Genomic DNA, 20,614 nt, shown 5'->3' on the forward strand with positions numbered 1-20,614 from the left:
CCCGGCATAAGGTGACAGGTGAACGTAGGGAGGAGACGGTCTTACGGCGCGCCCGTCGCCGTGCGTGCGTTGCGACGAAATGCTTGCGGCGGTTGCCCGAATACGCGCAGGAACACTTCCCGCATCCGCCTTGGATCGGAGAACCCGGTCGCGCTGGCAACCTGATCGATCGTGTGCCGGCTTTCCTCGAGCATCAAGCGCGCGGTTTCAATGCGCAGTCGCTCGACGGCCTTTGCAGGAGTCTGTCCTGTCTCCGCACGAAACGCGCGGCTAAATTGACGCGGACTCAAACGCGCGACATCCGCCAATTGCTCGACCGAAAGAGGCTCGTTGAGATTCTTTTTCGCATACGTCAGCGCGGATTGAATGCGATCGGACTTTGGCTCGAGTTCGAGCAGCGCTGAGTGCTGCGACTGTCCGCCGCTACGCCAATGATAGACAACAAGCTTTCGCGCGACCGACCGCGCGACCTTGGGGCCAAGGTCCTTCTCCACCAACGCGAGTGCGAGATCGATGCCCGCCGTCATGCCGGCCGAGGTCCAGATCGGCCCGTCCGCAATGAAAATCCGATCTTCGTCCACCGTAACAGAGGGAAAGCGGGTGCGTAAATCGTGCGCATAGTGCCAGTGCGTAGTTGCGCGGCGGCCATCGAGCAAGCCAGCCTCCGCGAGCACGAATGCGCCCGTGCACATCGAGGCGGTGCGCCGCGCGGTCTCGGCGCTGCGACGCACGTACGCGAGCACACCTGGCGGCGGTACGACGGTGATGGGGTTGCTTCCGGCGAAGATGACCGTGTCGAATACGCGATCGTCGATCGCCTCGGTCAAGACCGTCAGACCGCTTGAAGCGCGCACGAGACCACCTGCTTCGGAAACGTTGAGTGTCTGATAGAACGGTTCACCGGCCGCCACGTTTGCGAACTCGAATACGGATTCCGCAACGAGCGCCATGGAATAGAAGCCGTCGAACACCACAAACGCAACTGTCGGCACGGCTGCCTCCTGAACGTGCACGTCCTGAAAACGTAGTTTATACGTCCTTTGAGCCATCAACAATTGACCGTATAAATATCGGTGAGGAGCACGGATCGCGTTACGCGGACGCGCTGTGCGCACACCGCGCCGGTTGCGACACGATCTCGCTGGCCTTCCATTTGATCAGATTTATATCTTCCATTTAATTAGGCATACGTATATATGGTTTCGATTTCATCCATGCGTCGACTGGCGTTCGGCTCGTTGAGGGCGCGCGCGTTTAGCCTCAGCTTTCTTACTGCGGCCGCTTTTGCACCACCTGTCTTTGCTGCTGACGAATTGCCCGTACCGGCATCGACCGGCGATACGGCGATCCGCCCTTTCCACGCCCATTTTTCCGATGCCCAACTCGCCGATCTGCGCAAACGCATCGCGGCGACGCGCTGGCCGGACAAGGAGACAGTTGACGACCGGTCTCAAGGCGCGCAACTAGCGAAGCTGAAAGACCTCGTGAACTACTGGCGCACGGGCTACGACTGGCGCAAGGCCGAGACGAAGCTCAATGCGCTGCCGCAATACGTCACCACCATCGATGGAGTCGATATTCACTTCATCTGGGTGCGCTCACGCAATCCGAACGCGCTGCCGATGATCATGACCCATGGCTGGCCCGGCTCGGTGTTCGAGGAACTGAAAGTCATCGGGCCTCTCACCGATCCAGTCGCCTATGGCGGGCGCGCGGAAGATTCCTTCGACCTGGTCCTGCCTTCGATGCCCGGATACGGGTTCTCAGGCAAGCCCAAGGGCACTGGGTGGACGCCTGACCATATCGCCCGCGCCTGGGAGGAACTAATGCGCCGCCTCGGCTACCAGCACTACGTCGCGCAGGGCGGCGACTGGGGTTCCGTGATCGCCGACAAAATGGCGGCCCAGAAACCACCCGGACTGCTCGGCATTCACGTCAACATGCCGGCAACAGTACCGCCGGACGTCGCGAAATCGCTGAAGGCGGGCGACCCGCCGCCAGCCGGTCTCTCCGACAAGGAGAAAGCCGCATACAAGTCGCTTGATAACCTCTATACACGCGGCGGCGGTTACGCCGCGATGATGGTCACGCGTCCACAGACGGTGGGCTACGCGCTCGCGGATTCTCCAGTTGGCCAGGCAGCATGGATGTACGACAAATTTGCGGACTGGACCTACAGCGGCGGCGATCCCGAACGCTCGCTGACCAAGGACGAGATGCTCGATGACATCACGCTGTACTGGCTGACCAACACGTCTACGTCCGCGGCGCAGCTCTACTGGGAAAACAATGCCAACAACTTCAACGCCGTCGATATCTCAATCCCTGCGGCGGTGACGGTCTTCCCCGGCGAGATCTATCAGGCGCCTCGTAGCTGGACCGAACGCAGCTACCACAAGCTCATCTACTTCAATGAAGTGAACAAGGGCGGCCACTTCGCGGCCTGGGAACAGCCGCAACTTTTCTCGGAAGAACTCAGGGCGTCTTTCAAGTCCTTGCGTTGAATGACGCGAATCAATTCACGCATGAAAACCATTTATCTCAAGAGCAATCGATGAAGACAACTGGCAACACCATTTTCATTACCGGCGGCGGCTCCGGCATTGGCCGCGGTCTCGCCGAAGCATTCCATCGGCTCGGCAATCAGGTCATCATTTCCGGACGGCGCCGCGCGAATCTCGACGAGACGATCGCGGCCAACCCCGGCATGCAGGCAATCGAGCTCGACATCACCGACCCGGAGAACATCATTTCGGTTGCCGAGGAGCTCGTCGCCGGATGGCCGTCGCTGAACGTGCTGATCAACAATGCAGGTGTGATGCAGGTCGACGATCTCGGCGCGCCGGTTGACGAAACGCTGCTGACGTCGACGCTGAGCACCAATCTGATGGGTCCGATACGGATGACGGGCGCGCTTGTCGAACACCTGAAACAGCAGGACGATGCGACGATCGTCAATGTCTCGTCAGTTCTGGGTTTCGTGCCGATGGCAATGGCCGGTGTCTATTCGTCGACCAAGGCGGCCATTCATTCCTACACGCAATCGCTACGTTATGTGCTCAAAGAGACGTCCGTGAGCGTGGTTGAAATCGCGCCACCCTGGGTTCAGACCGACTTGCTGAACAGCAGGAACGAACCACGAGCCATGCCGCTTGCCCCGTATATCGAGCAGACCATGCGCGAACTCAGCACCGATGCAATCGAGGCACTCGTCGAGGTAGCGCGACCGATGCGCAACAACGTCGGTCCGAATGAATCGGCGTTCGTCACGCAGTTCAACGACAAGTTCAAAAGCTGATTCTCTGTTCGAGAACCCCGATCATTGACAGGAGAGTACTGGTGTCGAACGAGATCAACAGCCGTCGCCGACGCTTTCTTAGGACGGCTGCCGTCAGCGTCGGCGCCATAGAGCTGTCCTTGAGCGGGTTGGCGCACCCGCAGTCCGCAAATGGAGACGCAAATCCACGTGCAAACGCCGCAGCGTCGACGGCATCGTTTGCCGGGATCAAGCAGATCGATGCCGGCGTCCTGAACGTCGGCTATGCGGAAGTCGGCCCTGGCAACGGGCCAGTCGTGATCCTGCTCCACGGTTGGCCTTATGACATCCACAGCTTCACCGATGTCGCGCAGCGGCTCGCGTCAGTGGGCTATAGGGTGATCGTCCCGTACCTGCGCGGCTATGGGACGACGCGGTTTCTTGCCAGCGAAACGGTCCGCAATGGCCAGCAGTCGGTGCTCGCCGTCGACGTCATCGCGCTGATGGATGCGCTGAAGATTCAGCAGGCAATCATCGGTGGATTCGACTGGGGCGCGCGTACGGCCAATGTCGTCGCAGCGCTGTGGCCGGAGCGCTGCAAGGCATTGGTCTCAGTCAGCGGCTATCTGATCGGCAGCCAGGCGGGCAACAAGGCGCCCTTGCCGCCGAAGGCGGAACTCGCTTGGTGGTACCAGTTCTACTTCGCCACGGAGCGAGGTAGGCAGGGCTACGAAGCCAATCGGGAAGGCTTCGCGAAGCTTATCTGGCAACTTGCGTCGCCGAAGTGGCGCTTCGACGACGCGACGTTCGGGCGATCCGCAAATGCCTTCCAGAACCCGGACCACGTTGCGATCGTGATCGACAACTACCGGTGGCGATTGAGTCTCTCAGATGGGGAGCCGCAATACGCCGATCTGGAAAGGCGTCTTGCGGCCGCGCCAATCATCACCGTGCCGACGATTACCCTTGAAGGCGACGCGAACGGCGCGCCTCATCCGGAGCCCGCCGCTTATGCGAAGAAGTTTGTCAGCAGATATGCGCACCGCACCATCACAGGTGGAATCGGTCACAATTTGCCGCAGGAAGCCCCCAAGGGCTTTGCGGACGCGGTGATCGAGGTTGCCAGCTATTGAACGTGGTGGACGGCATCGCCAAGCGCCAGGCCGCTCGACGTATTTGACGCCCGTGGCAGGCTCCGATTGGGTCCTATTGAGGCGCGCCCTTTGCGCTCCCCCTCGCCTCGGTGCGCGCTTCGATCGCGTGCACGACGGCTGCCATGTCGGCTTGACCGTGACCCAACTCAACGGTCTCGGTGTACAGATCAAAGCAGACATCCAGCAGCGGCGACGCGAGATTCGCATCGCGCGCCGCTTCGGCCGCGAGCCGGTTGTTCTTCAGCACGTCGACAATCGAGGCCTGCACCGTGAAATCCTCGTTCACGAGCTTGTCGACCTTCACGCGCGATACATTGCTCGCCATCGGGCCGGCGTCGAGCACGGCCTGAAATTGCTTCATGTCGAGCCCATAGCGTCGCGCAAGATGCGCCGCCTCGGCAAGCGCGGTCACCATCGGAATCAGGAACGTGTTGACCGACAGCTTCATCAGCAGCCCCGTTGGCACTGCACCGCAGATCACCGTTTCGTGGCACATCGGCTTGAGGAGCGGACGCACTTCTTCGACGGCCGCCGCCTCGCCCGCCAGCATCGCCACCAGTTGCCCCGCTTCGGCCGGCTTGCGTGAGCCCGAGACGGGCGCCTCGACGTACCGCCCGCCTGCCGCGCGGATGTCGGCTTCGAGGCCGCGCGAATAGTCGGCCGATGTCGTGCCCATGTGCACGATGATGTGCTGTGCGACGTTCGTTGCGAAATCCGCGGTATGGCGGCCGAGCACCGCGTCGAGCGCCGTATCGGTCGCCATCATCAGGATGACGATGCGGGCCTGCTGGAAAACGTCGGCGGCGCTGTCCGCTATCTGCGCGCCTGCGTCGCGCAACGCAGCGCAACGGTCCGGTGTGCGGTTCCACACAACTAGCGGGGTGCCGGCGCGCGCGAGGTTGAGCGCCATCGGCTGCCCCATCACGCCAAGGCCGATGAATCCTACATTCATGGGTGTCTCCATGTCTTATCCGTCGCTCGTGGCCACGGTTCGGTGGATCGGGTGCAGGTATGCACGCACGACAATGAGGCGGCGGCGTTGCCGCCGCGACGCTCTCCCGGAACAGAATCGATCGAGCCGAGCGACGTCGCTCAGTCTATCTAAATTGCCGCCATCACGCCCGTACACCGAGGCTGGCGATTTTCATAAGAAAAATGCAGCAATGCCGCAAATATTTTCATTTTACTGTTTGTAGCACGACGCTCAGGATGAGGGCACAGCAAGGAGACGGAGCCGACATGCACGATCCCATCGAACCCCTGATTCTCGACCTGCTGGAATGGATTGGACCAAGCGCCCGGCCCTACAGCGAAGCGATCGAAGTCTGGCGCACCTCCTGCCCGCGGTTGCCGATCTGGGAGGATGCCTTCGCGCGCGGCTATCTCACGCGCACCCATTTACCCGGCGGCGTGGCCGAAGTGGCGCTCAGCGCGGCCGGCGCCGCCTATTTGTGCGCGAGCCGCGGCATGCCATGGGCGGCGGCGCCGGCATCCGGTTAACGAGCGTCGCGAACAGCGTCCTTTGTATGGTCCGCCCCGCCTACCAGACGTCGCTGCCCGCATAGCGCGTCACCACGGCCAACGCGACACTCCACACCAGCGCGGCGAGCAGCGCCAGTCCGATCGCCAGATAGACCGCCACGCGAATCCCCACGTCGAGCGGCTGGATCGCACTCATCAGCGCGCCGAAGATCGCGACGCCAAAAGCGGACCCCGTCTGCCGGCTCGCGTTGAGCACACCCGCGCCGACGCCGGCACGCGCCTTGTCCACCGCCGACATCAACGCGGCGGTCGCCGCCGGCGAAATCACCCCTGCCGCAAAACCGACTGCGGGAAAGCAAAGCGCAATACGCCAGTACGGCGCGTCGTCCGCGAGCGCGACGAGCCCGGCGAAACCCAGTGCATACAGCAGGAAGCCAGCACAAACGAGCCGGTGCGCGCCATACGTCCGGTTCAACGCGCCGGACACGAAGCTGCCGATGGTCACCATCACGGTCAACGGCAGGAATGCGAGGCCGGTCCGCAGCGGCGACCATCCGCGAGCAGACTGGAAGTACAAACTCAACAGAAAAAACAAGCCATAGAAAATCAGGCCGGAGATCAGCGAAACGAATGCCGAGGCAGAAAACACGGGACTACGAAAGAAGCCCAACGGCAGCATCGGTTGTTTGCGCCTGGCCTCGACCAGCACGAATGCAAGCCAGGCGGCAAGCGCAATGGCTGCGCCCACACGTATCTCACCCGCCTGCCATCCGAGCTTCGCCCCCTCGATCAGCACGGCTACCGACGCGCCGAGCGCAACGATGGCGAGCAGTTGCCCGGCGACATCCATCGGCCTGTCCGAGCTGGCCGGCCGCACCGAATCGACACGCGTAGTCAGCCACGCGCCGATTAGCGCAATCGGCACGTTCACCAGAAAAATGCTGCGCCAGCCGAGCAGATGAATCAGCAGACCACCGGCGAGCGGCCCTGCCGCCATCGCGATACCGCCGCATCCGGCCCACACGCCGATCGCGTTGGCGCGCTGCCGGGCAACCGGAAAAGCATGATTGATCAGGGTCAACGAACACGGCACCAATAGCGCCGCGCCGACACCTTGCAGTACCCGCGCGACCACCAGAATCTGCAAATCCGGCGCCAGTCCGCATAGCGCCGATGCGCAAGCGAAGACCAGCAGTCCGGCGAGATAGACCGTTTTCGCGCCGATCCGGTCGCCTAGCGCGCCGCCGCTCAGCAGCAGGCTGGCAAACGTCAGCGTGTAAGCATTGACCACCCATTGCAGGCCGGAAATATCCGAGCCCAGACTGGCCGCGACCGGCTCCAGCGCAACGTTTACGATCGACGTATCCAGTATGACAATGACGTAGCTGAGGCTCGTCGCGATCAATACCCGCTTCTGATATTCACGTTCATCGTTCAAGAGTTTCAGCCCCTATTTTCTGCTTCGCCGTTGACTATACGGCGGCCCGCACAGAGAATGCTTCGGGCTGTATCGAAGTGTTCGGGCGGACGATTTCTCACCTGCCAGCAGGCGTCGCTCACGCATCAATGACGGACATTGCACATAAATGGGCCAGCACAATATTTCGAGCGTTGCTCACCTGATCGCCGAACCGGTTCGTTCGGTGATGCTGATCACGCTCGCCGACGGCAGCACCATGTCGGCCGGTGCGCTGGCAGCAGCGGCGGGCGTGACGGCCCAGACCGCCAGTTCGCACCTCGCCAAGCTGCTCGACGGCGGCTTGCTGAGTGTGGAAAGCAAGGGCCGGCATCGCTACTACCGGCTCGCCGGCGCGCACGTTTCGCACGTGCTTGAAAGTCTCGCGTCGGTTGGCCCGGTCACCCCGGCCTGGCGCAATACGCCAAATCGCTCGGCGCAGGCGCTGCGTTTCGCGCGCTGCTGCTATGACCATCTGGCGGGGCAGATCAGCATCGCGGTGACGCAAAGCATGCTCACACGGGGCTTCATCGTCGAGGCGAGCGAGCGCCGCTACGCACTCACCACGCCCGGCCGCGTGTGGCTGCAGCAACTCGGCATCGATATCGGCGATCATCCGGCCGGCCAAACGGAACAGGCCCGCCAATGTCTCGATTGGACCGAGCGGCAGTTTCACGTCGCGGGGCCGTTGGGCGCCCGGCTGATGGATGCGTTTCTTGCATGGGGCTGGGTGCGCAAGTCCTCCACCACGCGATCGGTGACCGTCACGCCGCGCGGGTGGGATGGACTCACGACACACTTCGGCATCGGGCGCGAAACAGTCGAACCTGATTAAAAGCGCCAGGTCACGCAGACCGCCCAATTGTTAAATCCTCGCCTCGCAGCTTCGTTTTGTTGAAGCCGGCTCATCGAGGGGAGGCAACATGCACGCACAGAGACATCATCGCGGAGCTCATCGCCCCTCGCATCTGAAAGCGGTCAAGCCAACCGATCCGCCGCATCCGGGACAGAGGCTCGAACCGGAACAGAACTCCGGGCAGAAGTCAGGACAGAAGCCGGGGCCGACGCCCAGCAAAACGCGAACCCCGCACGAAGACCGCCTTGCGAAGCTCGCAAGCTTCACGACCAACCTGCGCATGGTGTCGCTGAACCTGCTGCTTCTGGTCGGCGCATGCCTTGCCGGCGCCGTGCTGTGGAAGTTGGTATCCGCACGCGAGACGGTCATCGAAAATATCTACGTGCCCGAGGCGTTCGCCAAAATCGGCTACTCCGGCGACGCATTCCAGTCATTCGTCGCGGGCCATCTGATCGCCCTCGAAGAGCGCGCGGCAGACGTGATACCCGCCTCCGCCAAAGAAGAAATCAGGCTCGATTCCGACATGCCGGATTTCTCCGTGCCCGGCACGTCCATTTCCGCGAAGACCATCCTGCAGTACGTGCGCGAGGCGCTGCCGCTGCCGGTTTCAACCATCTCGGGCAGCGTAACCGGCACCCCGGACCACTACGTCCTGCATCTGGTCCTCGCGGAACGCGGCCAGGTTTATCGTTTCAACACGCCCGAAGGCGCAATCGCCGATCTGGATAAAAATCTCTCCGATCTCGCCCTCGATGTGCTGAAGAAGCACAGTCCCTATATCTACGCCTCGTACCAGTCGGCCGAAGCCCAAACGCGCTGCTACGCCGGCAAGGGAGCCTGCAATTTCTCCGAGGCTGAACGGATATTTTCGAGCATCGTCGACGCCGGCGACGAACAGCCGAACTACAAATGGGCTCTGCTCGGACTCTCGAAGATCGACGAGGCGTATCACGATTACAAAGGCGAAATCAACGCGGTCAGCCGCCTGTCCGCCGAATACCCGTCGTCCTGGAGCTTTTATAACTGGGGCGTCGCGCTCAGCGAGCTCGGCTGCCACAAGCTGGCGATCGGCGCGTTCGAACGATCCATTGCCTTGCATTCGTCACGGGAGGCTGCATTCAATGCGATCGGCCGCGCCTGGCTGGCACTGGCCAAACAGGCACCGGACCGTTATTCCACTGAAGCGAAGTCCAAGCTGCAGAATGCGCGCGACGATTTCCGCATAGCCGTTTATCTGAAACCGGACTACCAGGAAGCGCACGTTAATCTGGCCGAGTCGCTCAAGCTGCTCGGCGATGACAACGGCGCGCGCCGCGAATACGTGAGCGCCATCAAGATGGATCCGACACACGCAGGTCTCGCCTATGCCATGTATGCCGAGCTGGTCGGGGATCAGAAAGAGCGGAGCAAGCTCCTCGGCTTTGCGAGCTGGGCCGACAACTTGCACAAGGAATGCCGCGCGAGTAACTCGACCTCGCTGCTCGAGGCGCAAGGTTGCAGCGTCGCCATACAAGCCGAAACAACGCGGGTCGTCAACACAGGAAGTGAAGCTGGAATCGAGACCGTTGCGGCGACCGCGGCTCCGGCACCCGACTGCCGCGGCCTCGCGGTCGACGACAGACTCGGGCCCGAAGATGGCTTGCCAGGCTTTCCGGAGATTACGCCGTGAATCGAGGCTCAACTTTCGGGCTCAACATCCCCGCGCATGCAAGCACCATATCAATGGCTGGCTGTGCCGCGATCCGAGCGGCGCTCGACAAAACGCCTCACGTAGTCATCCGCGGGGCGCGTCAGAATCTCGTTAGGTGTACCCTCCTGCACGAGTTTGCCGTCGCGCAGAATCGCGATGCGATTGCCGATCCGCAGTGCTTCGTCGAGATCGTGCGTGATAAATACGATGGTCTTCTTTAGCGTCGCCTGCAATTGCAGCAACTGGTCCTGCATTTCCGTGCGAATCAGCGGGTCGAGCGCGGAAAATGCTTCATCCATCAGCAGCACGTCCGTATCCGCGGCAAGCGCGCGGGCCAAGCCGACCCGCTGACGCATGCCGCCGGATAACTCGTCCGGATAGTGTTCGTCGTAACCGCTCAGACCCACCTTGCCGAGCCAGACACGGGCTTTCTCGTTGGCTTCTGACTTGCTTTCGCCACGCACACGCAATGCATACGCCGTATTGTCGAGCACGGTCTGATGCGGCAACAGTCCGAAATTCTGGAACACCATGCTGACCTTATAACGGCGCAGATCACGCAGGCCTTGCGCGCCGAGCTTGATAACGTCCGACCCGTCGATCACGATCTCGCCCGCGGTCGGCTCGATCAGCCGGTTGAAATGGCGCACCAGGGTCGACTTTCCTGACCCGGACAATCCCATGATCACGAAGATTTCGCCCGCGCCGATATTCAGGCTGACGTCATTCAAGCCGATATTGCAACCGGTCAGGGCCAGCACATCGGCTTTGCCCTTGCCGCTTCGCAACAGGTCGAGCACGCGCGCATGACTGGCCGGCGGTCCGAAAAGCTTGTACACGTGGTTGACTTCAATCGCTGCCATGCCGCTCTCCTCGCTTTTTTCTGCTTTTTCCGTGTTATTTGGCTGTGCGGGTTTCGAGTCCGCCTTCAGCCGCCGATGTTTCATCCGTATTCGCGCTGCTCACACGATAAGGAATGCGCGAAGCCGCCCGGGCCTTTCTGCGCTGCGCTAGCACCCGCCGCGCGCGGCGATCCTGCCCATAGCCCTGGCTGATGCGGTCGATCACGATGGCGAGGATCACGATGGCAATGCCGGCTTGCGTCCCCTTGCCCACGTCGAGCGTCTGAATCCCGGCGAGCACATCTTCGCCGAGGCCGCGCGAGCCGATCATCGAGGCGATCACCACCATGGAGAGCGCCATCATCGTGGTCTGGTTGATGCCGGCCATGATGCTGGGCCGCGCCAGCGGCATCTGCACGTTCACCAGCAACTGCCAGCGCGTCGTGCCGAAGGCGCGCGCCGCTTCGACCACCTCGCCATCCACATGGCGGATGCCGAGATCGGTCAGGCGGATCAGCGGCGGCAGCGCATAGATGATCGTGGCGAGGATCGCCGGCACCTTGCCGAGGCCGAACAGCATCAGCACAGGAATCAGATAGACGAAGCTGGGCAGCGTTTGCATGACGTCGAGCGTGGGTAACAGCACGCGCCGCAGCCATGCGCTGCGCGAGGTGAGAATGCCGAGCGGCACACCTAGCGAGACCGACAGCACGGTCGCCACCAGCATCAACGCGAGGGTCTGCATCAGCTTTTCCCACAGACCGAAGCAACCGATCGCATAGAGCAGCAGCATGAAGAAACCGGCAACGCTCAGGCGCCGGGTTGCATTCCACGTCACAGCGCCGACTGCCAGCAGAATCAGCCACGGCGGCAACGCGCGCAACGCGCCTTCGAGCGGCACGAGCACGTAGCGCAGGAGCGCAATGCTGAACTGGTGAAAGCTGTCGCCGTAGCGGGTAACGAACGACTGCACGGCGTCGTTCACCCAGTCGGCAATCGAAAGATGCAGAAAAAACGAATGCATGACCCCTCCTCCACTACACGTACACCACCTGCGGTCCGGCACGAAACCGCAAGACCTCGTGCCGTCGAAATCCGCCTGACGTTACCGCTTGTCAGGCACCAGCAAGTCCGGCCTGCACTTTCGACGCGACGTCGGCAGGCACCCATTGCTTCCACATCTCCGGATGCTCGCGCAGGAATTGCGTGGCCATGGCCGAGCCGTCGAGTTTCTTCGTGCTCATTTCGAGGATCGTGCTGTTGAGGAAGTCCATCGGAAACTTGACCTTGCCGAGCATCGACACGAGTTGCGGATCGGCGTCGTAGAACGGCGTGGATACGCCCACCGTGACATGCGAGACCATGTACGAGGAGGCGCATTGCGAGGTGCTGCTTTCGTCGCGCAAGGTCTTCCAGCACGCGTCGTTATAGGCAGGCATCTTCAATTCGACGAACTTATACTTCGCCATCAACGCGGCCGGGCCCCAGTAATAAAACACAATCGGCGCGCCACGCTGGTACGCGGAAGCGATAGCGGCATCGAGCGCGGCGCCGGTGCCCGGGTGGAAATTGGTGTAGCTCGCATCGAGATTCAGCACTTTCAGCAAGCGCGTGTTGACCCGTTCGCAATCCCAACCCGTCGGACAGTTGAGAAAGCGGCCCTTGTCCGGTTCCTCGTCGTCGGCGAATACGCTTTTGTACTTAGGCAGGTCGGTCACTGAAACAAGACCTGCTGCGAGCGGCTTGATACCGCGTTTGGGATCGCCCTTCACCACGTATTCCGGCACGAACCAACCTTCCTTCGTGCCGCCAGGCAAGGTGTCGCCCACCAGCTTGACACTGCCCGAGGCCACGGCCTTCGCGGTGATCTCGCTGCGCCCGGTCCACTGTTCGGCCCACACCTGCACGTCGTTGTGCGCGAGCGCGGTTTCGGTGGCGGCCGTGCTGCCGGGTACGACATCGGTCTTGCAGCCGTAGCCCTTCTCCAGAATCTGCCGCAGCACTTCGGTCGCGAAAGAGCCGCTTTCCCACGTAATGCCGGCGAAATGCACCGTCTTGCCCTGCGCGCACCAGCTATCCGCAGCATGCGCGGTGACGCCGGTCAAAGCCATGGCGGCGGCGCACAGCACCGTCCGAAGTTGTCTGAATTGCATTGTCGATCACCCTTGGAGCGTTGAATTGCATTGGGCCGGCATGCGCGAGGGCCTTGGCCTCTGTCTCACATGCCGGTGAGGACACGCCATGCGCTCAAGCGAGCAGGCGCTTCTCGAACGGATAGTCGGACAGCAGTTCCACACGGCCGTCGTCGCGCACATACACCTGCTCTTCCAGCTTGACGCCTTCGCCGCCATCTTCATGGCCGATATAGCTTTCGATGCACAGCGTCATGCCGGGCTCGATCACGCCGTCATAGCCCTTGGCGTCGTTGTCCTCTCGATGGACGATGTACGGATACTCGCCGGTCATGCCGACGCCATGCGCAAGCGCGAAATAGCGGCGCGCCTGGTAGGGCCCGGGAATCTTCCAGGCCTTCGCGATGAACTCCTGGAAGGTCGTGCCGGCGCGCACGTTCTCCATGTTCGAATGCACCTGTTCGTAAGCGAGTGTGTAGAGCGTTTTCTGTGCTGTCGTGGCGGGAGCGTCGCCGCACAAGAACGTGCGCGAGAAGTCCGCGTAATAGCCGAAGCGCCCCACTACATCCGTATCGAGGCCAACGAGCTCGCCTGTCTGGATCTTGCGCGGGCTGCTTTCCTGGAACCACGGATTGGTGCGCGGACCCGAGCTGATCAAACGTGTTTCCACGTAGTCGCCGTCCGTTTCGATGATGTGCTTGTGCAGATGCGACCAGAGTTCGTTTTCGCTGATGCCGGGCACGAGCGCGGCCTCCAGCTTACGGACGCCCTCCTCGGCGGCGCGCAACGATGAACGGATCATCTTGATCTCGTTAGGCACTTTGATCGAGCGGGCCCGTTCGAGTGGTTCCTGTGCGTCGCTGATCTGATAGCCGCGTGCTTGCAACGCGAAAGCCGCCGCCGACGTCGCGCTTTCGATGGCGATGCGTTTACCGCCGCCGCTCTGCTTGACCAGTTCGTCGATTTCGTCGGCCCAGCGTTCGGTAACGCGGCCCAGCATGTCGTCGCAGAAGTAATAGGAAATCGCGGTAGCCGGCCGCACTTCGTCGACGGTATCGAGTCCGTCCGCAAGAAAATCACAGCCGGCGTATTCGAACAGCACGACCTTGCCTTCGGCCGGTACGAACAGATAGCGCGCGGGATTGCGCATCGAATAGACCTGCATGTTGCGCGAGCCGGTCGCATAGCGCATATGCGTGGGGTCGAACAGGATCGCGGCGGTCAGATCGCGTTTTTTCAGTTCGCGGCGCACGGCGGCAAGCCGGTCACGCTGGATCTGCGCGATTTCCTCCGCGGTCGGTTCGCAATCTTCCGGGCGGTGAGTCGGGCGAATAATCGTCATGTTTTCGAAGGGGACGTGGGATGGTTTTAGAAAAACAGCTTCAATCGACGAGGTTGTCAGCGCGCACGAGCCGCTGCTCGGCTTCCAGATGCATTTCGGACACCCGTCCATACAGTTGACGCGTGCGTTCGAGCCTGCCGATCACACCGGGCTTCTGCGAGTACGCGAAGATCGCCGTATGCCGGTCGATACCGCCCTGCACTTTGGTGACGCGGTGCAGTGAAAAGCGTCCTTTGAACAGCTGCAGATCGCCGGGTTGCAACGTGATCACGTTGATCGGTGCGCGGGTCTCGCCGCGCACCACGCTGCCCACGTCGCCATAGTTCTCGCCCTGGGGCGAACGGATATTCGGGCAATACTCGAAATCGCCGCCCGCTTCCGGCTGTTGCGTCATCATCGAGACGATGAATTCGTTGGTGTCGTAATGCCACGGCTGTTCGGTACCGGGCGGCATGACGTTCTGAACCAGTCCGGCATAAGGGTCCGCGTATTCCCAGACACGCGCTTCGCCGAGGCAGGCCGCAACGAAACGCTTCATCGCCTGGGCCACATAGATGCGATGCACGATCGCGTCGGCGGGAATCACATCGCGGGTGACGAAGCCGCTGGTGCGGTCCATGAAGACGCGGCGCGGATCGTCGGCGGGCAGCGACGGGTCGTCCGCCGTGAAGTAGGCGTTGACCTTACGAGTCGAAAAATAGGTCTTGGCCGCCAGCGCCACACCCTCGGCCCGCGCCTGGGCGAGCGCCTCGGGCCGCAGAAAACCGTGCAGCACCGCGCTGCCATTGCCCGCCAGGTGGGCGCGGCAGCTTGCGATCAGCTCGCGCATGCGAGGGTGGTCCGGATCGTGCAACGGATAGCGCCCGGTATCGACGATGTCGCTCAAATCGTTACATTCGGCATCGGCAAGAGGAAGGACTGACACGGCGGGACTCCAGATTAGGGGTTCAGACTGATTTGTGACGCGAATTGTTTTCGACAACAATCACCTCACTGACGCCCCCATGTTTTGATCGCCAAATTTCTTTGGAAAGCGAGTAATTCCGATGGCTTCCATCAGCGGACCCGATTGGTCGAAACTGAGTTCTCTGGACCCCGAACTGGTGCGGGCGTTCGTTGCCGTGGTCGATAGCGGCGGGTTTACCGCGGCGGCTAAATTGCTGCACCGCACACAGTCGACCATCAGTCTGCGGATACGCACGCTGGAGGACCGGTTGGAAACGCACATGTTTCTGCGGAACAGCCGGCGGTTGGCTTTGTCGCGCGATGGCGAGAATTTTTTGATTCACGCCCGGCGGATTATTCAGGTGCAGAACGAGGCGATTGCTGCGCTGAACCGGAGTAATAGTGATGGTGTGATCCGGTTTGGGCTGCCTGAAGACTATGCGGAGTTATGGCTGCCTGAGTTGCTCAAGAAGTTTTATGCGCTGAGGCCAGGCGCGCGGCCGCATATTCATTGCCGGATGTCGTTGGAATTGCTGGAACGGTTGCAGGCTGGGGAGTTGGATCTGGCGCTAGTGGTGCGGCATGGGTCTCAGACCAGTGGGCGGCATCTCGGGCGTGAGGAAGTGGTGTGGGCGGCGCATCGGGATTTTGTTCTTGAGCCTGGGGTTCCTGTGCCGTTGGCGCTGTTTCCTGAGACTTGTTGTTATCGGCAACGGGGGCTTGAAGCGCTTGCCGCGCTTGAGCGGCAGTATCAGGTTGTTTATACGAGTCAGAGTCCTACTGGGATTAAGGTTGCTGTTAATCATGGGGCTGCTGTGACTATTATTGATCGGTGTACTTTGCCGGAGAATTGGCGGGTTTTGGGGGTTCAGGATGGGTTGCCGGTTTTGCCTCCGGCTGACCTTGAGTTGCATCGGGCTTCTGTTAATCGGGATCCTGCTGTGGATGTGCTTGCCGGGTTGATTGAGGAGATGGTGGAGGAGAGGCGCAACGTTGTTGTGGGGGTTGCTGCTTAGGTTTTGCTGGTTTTTTGCCTTCGCGGCGCTTGTTGTCAGTGTTCTTGGGGCTTTGGCCTTTCCTTGTTCTGGCTTTCGTGCCTTTCCTTGAATTGGTAGTGGTCTATTAGTGTTGCCCCTGTGCGGGGCGGCACCTACTTTTCTTTGCCGCCGCAAAGAAAAGTAGGCAAAAGAAAGCGGCTAGATGCCCCTGCTAAGCGGGTCCCGCAGCGCGCTCACGGTAGTGGTGCGACTGGAATCTGTGTTCGTGCCACTACATGCTCTCGTGACAAGGGTGTCATTCTTCCGGCGGCGCTGCGCGCGCCGAAGCGTTGTTCTTAACAACGTTTGGTTTGTCACCCTTCTCGCTTCGTCCTGCGTCCTGCGTCCTGCGTCTCGTTCGGTCGTGCCTACCTCGTCTTGCTCTGGCTTCCCTCGCGTGTTGTTCGCGCGCTCTTCAACTGATTAATTCGGATCGCAAAGGGTTTTCGGTTCGGTTTTCGCCTCCCCCCGGTTGCTCCATCGGGGTTTCCGATTGGTGCCATCAGAATTCCTCGCTTTGCAAAAAGTATTGTCCGGAAAATCATGCGTCGGCCACTTGCCAAACCATTCCGGAGATCTTATGAAAAAGAAAGTCCTCGCTGTCGCCCTGGTCGGCGTCGTCGCCTCCCCCGCCTTCGCGCAAAGCAGCGTGACGCTGTATGGAGTCATCGACGAAGGTATCGACTACACGAATAACGTCGGGCACGGTAGCGTCGTGGAACTCGCCAGCGGTTACGCTCAAGGCAGTCGCTGGGGCCTGAAAGGCTCGGAAGATCTCGGGGGTGGTCTCAAAGCAATCTTTCAACTCGAAAATGGCTTCGATCTGAATTCAGGGCGGCTCAATCAAGGTGGGCGCATGTTCGGGCGGCAAGCCTATGTGGGGCTGAGCAGCGATCGCTTCGGCTCCGTTACGCTTGGCCGTCAATACGATTCGGTCGTCGACTATCTCGCGCAAACCACCGCCAACGGCAATTGGGCCGGCTATCTGTTTGCGCACCCCTACGACAACGACAATACCGATAACTCGTTCCGCGTCGATAACACCATCAAGTACGCCAGCCCGGATTTCTCAGGGTTCCAGTTCGGTGGCACGTATAGCTTCAGCAACGATACGAATTTCGCTAACAATCGTCAGTACAGCTTCGGCGCTCAATACGCAAATGGCGGGCTGCTGGTCGCGGCAGCCTATTTGCAGGCGAATAATCCCGGCGTGGGTTCGAACGGGGCAATTACCGCCAACGATGCAAGCTTCATCGCCGGTCGCATGCGCGTGTTCGGCGGCGGGATCAATTACACGTTCGGCTCAGCAACCGTCGGCTTCGCGTATACCAACTCGAACTACAAGGACCCCACAGGTAACGGCTATATCGGCATCCCGCTCGCCGCCACCGGCGTCCTGCTGAACACGCTCAAATACCAGAACTTCGAAGTGAACGGCAAATACCAGATCACACCGGCGTTCTTTGTCGGCGCGCAGTATGTCTACACGATGGAGACATACGACGCCTCGACAGGCAGCGTGAAACCCAAAATCCACTCCGTCGGACTGATGGCGGACTACAACCTGTCCAAACGCACGGACGTCTACGTTCAAGGCGAATATCAGAAGGTCGCCGGCAGTTCGACCAACTCGATTCTCGACGACGCATTCGTCCCAGGCACGCAGTCTCCCTCGTCAACGCAGAATCAGGTCGTGGCACGCGTAGCACTTCGCCACAAGTTCTAAAAGGCGCGTCGCCGCGCGCCAACTCGATTACTCAAGCCCAACACGGAATGCGTGGCTTTCCTTGCATTCCGCTGTCAATTCAGTCAACTTGACTCCCGGCAGATACGAAGGTAACCTTCGTAGGTAACCTTCACATCTGCCGGTATGTCCAGCAACGACACTCAGCCCACACGGCCCCTCTCCGATCCCGACGCGTTGCACGCAACGGCGGAAGATTTGCGCGTACTTGTCGGCAAATTGCGCCGCCGGTTGCGCGAAGAAGCACATGTGGGCGATTTCACGCCCTCGCAGGTGCAGGTTCTCAGTCTGCTGGAACGCGAAGGTCCGGCAACTGTCACCACGCTCGCGCGCATCCAGGGTATGCGGCCGCAATCCATGGGCGAGACGCTTTCAGTTCTGAAAGCGGCCGGGCTCGTGAGTGGCGCCCCAGACCCGAACGACGGGCGGCAAACCGTTCTCTCCCTCACACCCGCCTTCCGCAAGAAAATCAAGGCAAGCCGCGCGGCACGCGAAGACTGGCTATTCCGTACGATCCAGACCCGCTTCTCCGCCGCCGAACAGAAACAACTCGCGATTGGCGTCGACTTGCTCAAACGCCTCATCGACTCGTAACTTCCAGGAAAACATCATGGCCCTCACTACGCTCGACGCAAAGACCGCATTGGTCGTCATCGATTTGCAGCAAGGCATCGTCGCGCTGCCCACCGCCCATCCCACCGCAGAGGTCGTGAAGCGCTCCGTTGGTCTGATCGATGCATTTCGCCGCCATGGTCTGCCGGTGGTGCTCGTCAACGTGGCGGGCGGCGCGCCCTGCCGCGCGGAACAGTCGCGTCCTGCCGGTGACTTCCCCGCCGGCTTTGCGGACCTCGTTCCCGAACTGAATCAGCAGCCGTCGGATCATCTGGTGACCAAGCGCACCTGGGGCGCGTTCACGAACACCGACCTTGAAGCGTATCTGCGCAAACAAGGCGTCACGCAGGTGGTATTGGTTGGCGTAGCAACCAGCATCGGCGTCGAGTCAACCGCGCGCTTCGCACAGGAACTCGGCTTCAACGTGACGTTCGCGGTGGACGCAATGACGGACATGAACCCGGACGCTCACACCAACAGCATCACGCGAATCTTCCCGCGCCTCGGCGAAACCGGCACGACGCAGGACGTCCTCGATCTGCTCGAGACATCGCGCGCATGATCATGAGTCTGAACCGCTGCGCGGCGCGAATCGTCCACACGGGGATGTCCCGGTGAGCGGCACATTCCGTTCGCTGCGTACGTTCAACTACCGGGTCTGGGCCAGCGGTGCGATCGTCTCCAACGTCGGGACATGGATGCAGCGCACGGCGCAAGACTGGCTCGTGCTCACTGAGCTCACGCATCACAATGCCACCTCCGTGGGCATTGTGATGTCGCTGCAGTTCGGGCCGCAAATGCTCCTGCTGCCCCTAACCGGCTATGCGGCCGATCATTTCGATCGCCGCAAGCTGCTGTTCGCCACCCAGGGGGCGATGGGCACGTTGGCGTTATGCCTCGGGATTCTCACTGTGACCGGCCTCGTGCAGTTATGGCAGGTCTATGTGTTCGCGGGCTTGCTCGGCTGCGTCACCGCGTTCGATTCACCGGCACGTCAAACCTTTGTCTCCGATCTGGTGGGAGAAGCCGATCTGTCAAACGCGGTCGCGCTGAACTCCACCTCGTTCAACGCGGCGCGCATGATCGGGCCTGCCGTCGCAGGGCTATTGATCGCCTCAGTAGGCACGGGCTGGGTGTTTCTGATCAACGGGCTCTCCTTCGTCGCCGTGCTCGGTTCGCTGCGCATGCTTCGCATCAGCGAACTGAATGTGAAACCACGTGCAACACGCACGCGCGGCAGTTTCGTGGAAGGTTTCAAGTATGTGTGGAGCCGTCCCGATCTGAAAGCCGCGCTGTTGATGATGTTTCTGATCGGTACGTTCGGGCTGAACTTCCCGATCTTCATCTCGACCATGTCGGTCACCGCCTTTCATGCGGGTGCGAGTCAATATGGGGTGCTGAGCTCGACCATGGCAATCGGTTCGGTAACCGGTGCGCTGCTCTCCGCACGCAGAGCGAAGCCTCGCATGGCTCTTCTGCTCGGCGCAGCGGCGGTCTTCGGCGTGGGCTGCACAATCGCCTCGCTCATGCCGAACTACGTATTGTTCGGCCTGGCACTCGTCGTGGTTGGCGTGGCGACGCAGACGTTCAACACGTCGACGAACAGCCTCGTGCAAATCTCCACTGAGCCGGCCATGCGTGGCCGGGTGATCGCGATCCTGCTGGCCATCGCGCTAGGCGGCACGCCGCTCGGTGCGCCGGTGGTGGGTTGGGTCGCGGATCGCTTCGGCCCGCGTTGGGCACTCGGCGTCGGCGCTGCATCGGGCTTCGCCGCGGCGGTCGTCGGCTTGATGTATCTGGTGAAGTATCGTCAGTTGCGCGTGTATGTCGAGGCGGGGCGTTTGCGTTACAGCATCGATGATCCGCGCCAGGCGCCGGCTTATGTCAGTCCTGTTACGGCGGTACAGAATGCCGTGTTGCATGAAGCGGAAGAGGATACATCCGCTGGGGCTTAGCAGGCCGCGGAAATACCTCGCACTGAAGTCATCGCAGCCGATAGCCAAAGCGTTGATGTAAGAAGCTCACCCGCCCCCCAAGGAGATCATGCGCGGCACCGACACGTTCAC

At 61.0% G+C, this 20,614-nt stretch carries 19 protein-coding genes; 11 read left to right on the forward strand and 8 right to left on the reverse strand.

The genetic code is table 11. The features are described 5' to 3' along the window. Positions 1-41: 41 nt before the first annotated feature. A complete protein-coding gene (locus KHO33_RS34965) occupies positions 42-992 on the reverse strand; it encodes a GlxA family transcriptional regulator (protein ID WP_054039265.1) in 951 nt (316 codons plus the stop codon). Positions 993-1,214: 222 nt separating this feature from the next. On the opposite strand from KHO33_RS34965, the gene KHO33_RS34970 reads away from it, so the two are divergent. The 3 genes from KHO33_RS34970 to KHO33_RS34980 are packed head-to-tail and all read left to right on the forward strand — an operon-like array spanning position 1,215 to position 4,389. Next, the gene (locus KHO33_RS34970) at positions 1,215-2,504 is read left to right on the forward strand and encodes an epoxide hydrolase family protein (protein WP_200566864.1); all 1,290 of its coding nucleotides are present in this window, start codon (positions 1,215-1,217) and stop codon (positions 2,502-2,504) included. Between the two features lie 50 nt (positions 2,505-2,554). Then, positions 2,555-3,298: an SDR family oxidoreductase gene (locus KHO33_RS34975; protein ID WP_200566863.1), complete on the forward strand. Its 744-nt coding sequence runs from the start codon at positions 2,555-2,557 to the stop codon at positions 3,296-3,298. Between the two features lie 41 nt (positions 3,299-3,339). Then, positions 3,340-4,389, forward strand: coding sequence for an alpha/beta fold hydrolase (locus KHO33_RS34980; RefSeq protein WP_200566862.1), 1,050 nt, complete (start codon positions 3,340-3,342; stop codon positions 4,387-4,389). Between the two features lie 73 nt (positions 4,390-4,462). Here KHO33_RS34980 and KHO33_RS34985 read toward each other — a convergent pair whose 3' ends face one another. Beyond that, positions 4,463-5,374, reverse strand: coding sequence for an NAD(P)-dependent oxidoreductase (locus KHO33_RS34985; RefSeq protein WP_200566861.1), 912 nt, complete (start codon positions 5,372-5,374; stop codon positions 4,463-4,465). 275 nt (positions 5,375-5,649) lie between these two features. Between KHO33_RS34985 and KHO33_RS34990 the strand changes: the two genes are divergently transcribed. Further along, complete coding sequence (locus tag KHO33_RS34990; RefSeq protein WP_200566860.1) at positions 5,650-5,910, forward strand: 3-phosphoglycerate dehydrogenase; 261 nt, start codon at positions 5,650-5,652, stop codon at positions 5,908-5,910. Positions 5,911-5,950: 40 nt separating this feature from the next. Here the strand turns inward: KHO33_RS34990 and KHO33_RS34995 are convergent, their stop codons facing one another. Then, positions 5,951-7,330 (reverse strand): MFS transporter, encoded by a 1,380-nt coding sequence (locus KHO33_RS34995; RefSeq protein WP_234480729.1) that lies wholly within the window; start codon positions 7,328-7,330, stop codon positions 5,951-5,953. Between the two features lie 148 nt (positions 7,331-7,478). Between KHO33_RS34995 and KHO33_RS35000 the strand changes: the two genes are divergently transcribed. Both KHO33_RS35000 and KHO33_RS35005 read left to right on the forward strand, forming a co-directional pair. Next, on the forward strand, positions 7,479-8,183 hold the full coding sequence (locus tag KHO33_RS35000; protein WP_200566859.1) for an ArsR/SmtB family transcription factor: 705 nt from the start codon (positions 7,479-7,481) through the stop codon (positions 8,181-8,183). 88 nt (positions 8,184-8,271) lie between these two features. Further along, a complete protein-coding gene (locus KHO33_RS35005) occupies positions 8,272-9,873 on the forward strand; it encodes a tetratricopeptide repeat protein (protein ID WP_200566858.1) in 1,602 nt (533 codons plus the stop codon). 50 nt (positions 9,874-9,923) lie between these two features. Here the strand turns inward: KHO33_RS35005 and KHO33_RS35010 are convergent, their stop codons facing one another. From KHO33_RS35010 to KHO33_RS35030, 5 genes are all read right to left on the reverse strand, one after another. Next, complete coding sequence (locus KHO33_RS35010; protein ID WP_200566857.1) at positions 9,924-10,757, reverse strand: quaternary amine ABC transporter ATP-binding protein; 834 nt, start codon at positions 10,755-10,757, stop codon at positions 9,924-9,926. A gap of 34 nt (positions 10,758-10,791) precedes the next feature. After that, a complete protein-coding gene (locus KHO33_RS35015; RefSeq protein WP_200566856.1) occupies positions 10,792-11,760 on the reverse strand; it encodes an ABC transporter permease in 969 nt (322 codons plus the stop codon). 91 nt (positions 11,761-11,851) lie between these two features. Then, the gene (locus KHO33_RS35020; RefSeq protein WP_200566855.1) at positions 11,852-12,889 is read right to left on the reverse strand and encodes an ABC transporter substrate-binding protein; all 1,038 of its coding nucleotides are present in this window, start codon (positions 12,887-12,889) and stop codon (positions 11,852-11,854) included. A 94-nt stretch (positions 12,890-12,983) separates the two neighbouring features. After that, a complete protein-coding gene (locus KHO33_RS35025) occupies positions 12,984-14,210 on the reverse strand; it encodes a M24 family metallopeptidase (RefSeq protein WP_200566854.1) in 1,227 nt (408 codons plus the stop codon). Between the two features lie 40 nt (positions 14,211-14,250). Next, positions 14,251-15,135 (reverse strand): HalD/BesD family halogenase, encoded by an 885-nt coding sequence (locus KHO33_RS35030; RefSeq protein WP_054039143.1) that lies wholly within the window; start codon positions 15,133-15,135, stop codon positions 14,251-14,253. Between the two features lie 121 nt (positions 15,136-15,256). On the opposite strand from KHO33_RS35030, the gene KHO33_RS35035 reads away from it, so the two are divergent. The 5 genes from KHO33_RS35035 to KHO33_RS35055 all read left to right on the forward strand — a co-directional run bounded on the left by KHO33_RS35035 (position 15,257) and on the right by KHO33_RS35055 (position 20,503). Then, positions 15,257-16,171, forward strand: coding sequence for a LysR substrate-binding domain-containing protein (locus KHO33_RS35035; protein WP_054039140.1), 915 nt, complete (start codon positions 15,257-15,259; stop codon positions 16,169-16,171). A gap of 601 nt (positions 16,172-16,772) precedes the next feature. Next, entirely contained in the window at positions 16,773-17,918 is a 1,146-nt protein-coding gene (locus KHO33_RS35040; RefSeq protein WP_200566853.1) for a porin, read from the forward strand. Positions 17,919-18,062: 144 nt separating this feature from the next. After that, a complete protein-coding gene (locus tag KHO33_RS35045) occupies positions 18,063-18,530 on the forward strand; it encodes a MarR family winged helix-turn-helix transcriptional regulator (protein ID WP_054039136.1) in 468 nt (155 codons plus the stop codon). Positions 18,531-18,546: 16 nt separating this feature from the next. After that, entirely contained in the window at positions 18,547-19,110 is a 564-nt protein-coding gene (locus KHO33_RS35050) for an isochorismatase family protein (protein ID WP_200566852.1), read from the forward strand. A 52-nt stretch (positions 19,111-19,162) separates the two neighbouring features. Next, complete coding sequence (locus tag KHO33_RS35055; RefSeq protein ID WP_200566851.1) at positions 19,163-20,503, forward strand: MFS transporter; 1,341 nt, start codon at positions 19,163-19,165, stop codon at positions 20,501-20,503. The last annotated feature ends 111 nt before the right edge of the window (positions 20,504-20,614 follow it).

Origin of the sequence: Paraburkholderia nemoris (genome assembly GCF_905221015.1) — a bacterium.
Lineage (GTDB): Bacteria > Pseudomonadota > Gammaproteobacteria > Burkholderiales > Burkholderiaceae > Paraburkholderia > Paraburkholderia nemoris.